Raw genomic sequence first — 4,921 nt, 5'->3', positions numbered from 1 at the left:
CCCCGGTGGGGAAGCGCCGCCCCCGATTCGGGAGCGGGCCGATCAGTTGGCCTTGACGACGCGCCCGGCCTTGACCTCGCCGATGACCACTTCCTTCGCGGTGATGGCGTCGTGGTTGTCGTGGGTGAACGGCTTGTTGTAGGTCATCACCACGCCTTCCACCGGCGCCTGCAGGTTTTCAAGCGCCTCGCGGACCTTCGGGCCGTCGGTGGAGTTGGCCTGCTTGATGGCCGCGGCCAACAGGAAGATCGAGTCGTAGCCCTGGGCCGCCGACACCGGTGAATCGATGCGGTTGTTCTTGGGCTTGAACTTCGCCAGGTAGGCGTCGATGAAGGCCTTGCGCTTGGGGGTGTCCGGGTCCTGGATGAAGGTCTGCGGCATGCGCGCGCCTTCGCCGTTCGTGCCCGAGTTGTCGATGTAGTTGGCCATCGACAGGGTCCAGCTGCCAATGATCGGCACCTTCCAGCCCAGCTTGGTCATGCCGTTGGCGACCTGGGCCAGTTCCGGGCCGATGCCATAGGTCAGCACGGCCTCGGCGCCAGCGGCCTTGGCCTTTAACAGCTGGGCCGTCATGTCGACGTCCTTGATGTTGAATTTCTCGACGGCGACGGCCTTGATGCCCTTGGCGTTCAGGGCCTTTTCCAGGTCTTCGCGCCCCAACTGGCCGTAGTTGGTGGAGTCGGCCAGAATCGCCACTTTCTTGTAGCCGCGGCGGGTGATCGCTTCTTCCACGATCATCGGGGCCTGGATGCTGTCGTGCGCCGCGTTGCGGAACACGTAGTTGTCGGGGAATTCCGGGGCCTTGAACTGGTGCGTGATCACGCTGCCGGTGGCCACGTTGTTGAAGACCGGGATTTTGGCTTCCTGGTAGAAGCGCTGCGAGGCTAGCGCCACGCCCGTATTGATGTAGCCGACGGTGGCCGCTACCTGTTCCTTGTTGATCAATTCCTGGGCGATCTGCACGCCGCGTTCGTTCTTGGCTTCGTCGTCGCGTTCGACGGCCACCAGCTGGCGTCCGAGCACGCCGCCATTCTTGTTGATTTCTTCAATGGCAAGCCGCACGCCATCACGCATGCTCACGCCCATGGATGAGGAACCGCCGGTGTAGGGGCCGGCCACGCCGATCTTGATCGGGTCGGCGGCGTAAGAGGCGGCCGATGCGGCAAATGCAAGGGTTCCTGCGAGCAGCTTCAAACGAAAATCCATGGATGTCTCCGTTGTAATTAGATGAACTGCGTGGAAAACCGTGTGCCGGCGCCAGGCGGCGGGAATCGATTGCTGCGGCGCTCTCCTGTCTTGCGTGTTGTGACTGTCTGCTTAATCGCTTACGCGAATCTGACCCGGCGGGCGCTTTGCGCGTAAATACCTAGTACAGGCGCACGGGGCGCGGCCAGGCGTTGCGATGTCGCGCCGGGCCGGCCACGTTCGCCGCATGCTAGCCAGCGTGGCGCCCAAGCGTGCGGAAATTCGTTCCGCCCATGACTGGAAATTTATTCCTGACCGGCCGGCAGGCCGCGTGGCCATTGGGATGCCTGTTTGCACACGTCTTCCAGCCATAGGGAAAACGCTTGGACCGCACGGCCCGGGGGGCGCGCGCTTTCGGTGCACAGGTAGTACTGGGATTCGCCGGGGATCTCGATGTCCAGCACGCGCACCAGTTTGCCTTCGTCGAGCCATTCGGCGGCTAGCGTGCGGCGGGTCAGCGCCAGGCCCTGGCCGGCGCGCGCGGCGGCCAGCATCATGCCCAGATCCACCAGCCAGACACCGCGCGAGGGCTCGGGCCAGTCCAGTCCGGCCGCGTCCAGCCACGGACGCCAGGGCTCCATCGGGCACCGCAGCAGGCCGGTGGGACCCAGGTCGGCGGGATGATCGAATGGACCGTGCTTGGTCAGGTACGACGGCGAGCACACGGCAAACACCGGGTCGGCCGTGAGCTGCCGCGCCTGCAGGCCGGGATACTTGCCGCTGCCGAACCGTATCCAGACGTCCGCGTTGGGCGGCATGATGTCCAGGTAGGGGATCGACAGCATGATTTCCAGTTCCACGTCGGGATGCGCCGCCGTGAAACCGGGCAGATAGGGAATCAGCACCTGGCGGGCGAACGTGGGCGTGGAGACGACGCGCAACGGTTCGGGCTTGGGTTCGCCGCGTTTGTGCAGCGAGGCGTCGGACAGCAGGTCCAGCGCCGTGCGCACCTGGTTGAGGTAGTCGCGTCCGGCTGCGCTGAGGGTGGCGCCGCGGCTGCTGCGGATGAAGAGCGAGACGTCCAGCAACGCTTCCAGCGCGGCGATCCGCTTGCCGATGGCGCTGGCGGTGACGAAGAGTTCTTCGCTGGCGCGCTCGAACGAGCCCAGCCGGGCCGCGGCTTCGAACGCCTGGATGGCGGCCAGCGGGGGCAGGCGCACATCTTTAGAAGGGGAGGGTCCGCGCATGATCGTCTGGCGGGCCGGCCGTGCGCCCGACGAAAAAGTGGCAACGGGGCATTATAAAAGTGCTGGCGGCTCGCGCTCCGGTTGCGCCGCCTTTCCAGGGAAAAGGCCGGGCGGGTTTAGACGCCCTTGATCGCCAGGCTGACCGCCAGTGCCGCCATGACCCCGGCGATGATGCCGTCCAGGACGCGCCAGGCCGACGCGCTGGCGAAAAAGCGGGCGAACAGGCGCGAGCCGATGCCCAGCACGGCCAGCCACAACAGGCTGGCGGTGAAGGCGCCGGCGGCAAACGCCATGCGGGCGTCGTCGAACCCATGCGCCAGCGAGCCGACCACCACCATGTCCAGCCAGAAGTGGGGGTTCAGCAACGAAAAGCCCAACGCGCCCAGCATCGCGGCGCGGCGCGAAGGCACGACATCGCGCGCCGCGGCCAGGCCGCCGCGGGCCGTCCAGGCGCGGCGGGCCGACTGCAACGCGTACCACGACAGGAACGCCACGCCGAACCACAGGATGGCGGTCGTCAGCCACGGAAACCAGGCCGTCAGCGCTTGCAGCCCGGATACGCTGGCGAAGATGAATACGGCGTCGATCAGCGCGCAGATGGCGACCACGCTAAGCAGATGCGCGCGCATCAGCCCTTGGCGCAGGATGAAGGCGCTTTGAGCGCCGACGACGGCGAACAGGCCCAGCCCGGTGGCGGTTCCGCTGGCCCAGGCGGTCAGGAAGAGAGGGGATGACAAGGTGGCGAACATGATGGGAATACCTGTAACTGCAACGCCTGTGGCGGCGCTTCGATAACGGCTCCGGAGGCATTGCGCACCCCGGCGATAGCGTATTTTCCCTTGCGCGGGTGATGAAATACAGCTAATTTTTCTTCACTATATTAAGTAAAACTAATTCATGAAACTCGATCACGGAAACCTGCGGGCGCTGGCCGCCGTCGTGCGTGAAGGCAGCTTCGAACGCGCCGCGCTATCCCTGAGCGTGACGCCGTCGGCGGTGTCGCAACGCATCAAGGCGCTGGAAGACCGGATGGGCCGGCTGCTGGTCCAGCGCACCGTGCCGGCCGCCGCGACGGCGGACGGCCAGGTGCTGGTGCAACTGGCCGAACAGACGGCGTTGCTGGAGCACGATGCGCTGAACCGGTTGGGGGTGTCGGACGATGAGGTGCCGCACGCCAGCATTCCCATCGCGGTCAATCACGACAGCCTGGAGACCTGGTTCGTCGACGCGGCCTTGCAGTTCGCGGCCCGCACGCGGGCCACGCTGGACATGCTGTCCGAAGACCAGGACCACACGGCGGCCCTGCTGCGCAACGGATCGGTGCTGGGCGCCGTGACCACCCTGGCGGATCCGGTGCAAGGCTGCCGCATCCACGCGCTGGGCAGCATGCGATACGTCGCCACCTGCACGCCGGACTTCCACAAACGCTACTTCGCGCAGGGCGTGAACGCGCAGACACTGGCCGAAGCGCCGGTGCTGGTGTTCAACCGCAAGGACGCCTTGCAGGCACGTTTTGCGCACAAGATTTCGGATCCGGCGCCGTGGCAGCCCCCTGTCTGGTGGGTGCCTTCCACGCGCGCCTTCGTGCAGGCCACCCTTGGCGGCCTGGGCTGGACCATGAATCCGCTGCCGCTTGTCCAGGAGCACCTTGATGCCGGTCAGTTGATGCTGCTTCGGGGCCGCGCCTGGGAGGATGTGCCGCTGTATTGGCAGCATTGGCGGGTAAACTCCGAGGCGATGGAAGCCTTGACCGATTCGGTTCTGTCGGCCGCCCGCAGCTTGGTCCGGCGGCGTTAACCCACTAGGAGGACACCCCATGAATATCCGCAAGTTCGCAGTCATCGCCGCCCTGGGCCTGTGTACGGCCGGTTCGGCATGGGCGAAGGATTACAAGGTCGGCCAGGTCGAAGTCGACGACCTCTGGGTCCGCGCCTCGGCGCCGGGCCAGTCCAATGGTGCGGGGTACATGGACATCGATAACGACGCCAAGACCGCCGACCGCCTGCTGTCGGTCTCGTCGGACGCCGCCGAGCGCGTCGAACTGCATACCGTGCAAACCGAGAACGGCGTGTCGAAGATGCGCCAGGTCGAAGGCGGCATCGCGCTGCCCGCCGATACCGAGGTCAAACTCAGCCCGGGCGGCTACCACGTGATGTTCATCAAGTTGAAGGCGCCGTTCACCGACGGCGCGACCGTGCCGGCGACCCTGAAGTTCGAAAAGGCCGGCGAAGTCGCCGTGCAGTTCAAGGTCAAGCCGGCCTCGCACAACCCCGGCATGAGCCATGGCGGCATGGACCACGGCACGATGAAACACTGAGCGCCCTGCGCTGCCCGCGCCTGATGGCGCGGGTGTGTTTCATATGAACAGACAACTCCCTCTCAATCGGGCAAGTCTGTCCAGACCAGCACAGGCCTGCCCCAATCGAGGCCGCGCGGAGCCGGCTTCGCCGGTCCGCAGCGGCGCCCCCCTGGGGGGGAAGCGCGCAGCG

At 65.8% G+C, this 4,921-nt stretch carries 5 protein-coding genes; 2 read left to right on the top strand and 3 right to left on the bottom strand.

Translation table 11 applies throughout. From position 1 onward, the window contains the following. Positions 1–42: 42 nt before the first annotated feature. From ACE039_RS06875 to ACE039_RS06865, 3 genes are all read right to left on the bottom strand, one after another. The gene (locus ACE039_RS06875) at positions 43–1,206 is read right to left on the bottom strand and encodes an ABC transporter substrate-binding protein (RefSeq protein WP_313458563.1); all 1,164 of its coding nucleotides are present in this window, start codon (positions 1,204–1,206) and stop codon (positions 43–45) included. A 284-nt stretch (positions 1,207–1,490) separates the two neighbouring features. Next, the gene (locus ACE039_RS06870; protein WP_485821980.1) at positions 1,491–2,432 is read right to left on the bottom strand and encodes a LysR substrate-binding domain-containing protein; all 942 of its coding nucleotides are present in this window, start codon (positions 2,430–2,432) and stop codon (positions 1,491–1,493) included. A gap of 116 nt (positions 2,433–2,548) precedes the next feature. Next, positions 2,549–3,181 carry a LysE/ArgO family amino acid transporter gene (locus tag ACE039_RS06865; protein ID WP_448708648.1) on the bottom strand — a complete coding sequence of 211 codons (633 nt, stop codon included), beginning with the start codon at positions 3,179–3,181 and terminating at the stop codon, positions 2,549–2,551. Positions 3,182–3,329: 148 nt separating this feature from the next. Between ACE039_RS06865 and ACE039_RS06860 the strand changes: the two genes are divergently transcribed. Next, on the top strand, positions 3,330–4,229 hold the full coding sequence (locus tag ACE039_RS06860; protein ID WP_105555879.1) for a LysR family transcriptional regulator ArgP: 900 nt from the start codon (positions 3,330–3,332) through the stop codon (positions 4,227–4,229). A gap of 19 nt (positions 4,230–4,248) precedes the next feature. After that, positions 4,249–4,749 carry a copper chaperone PCu(A)C gene (locus tag ACE039_RS06855; protein ID WP_416027273.1) on the top strand — a complete coding sequence of 167 codons (501 nt, stop codon included), beginning with the start codon at positions 4,249–4,251 and terminating at the stop codon, positions 4,747–4,749. Positions 4,750–4,921: the final 172 nt, after the last annotated feature.

The sequence above is a fragment of the Achromobacter maghribensis genome, assembly GCF_057334215.1.
This window is presented reverse-complemented; position numbering and strand designations above follow the sequence as displayed.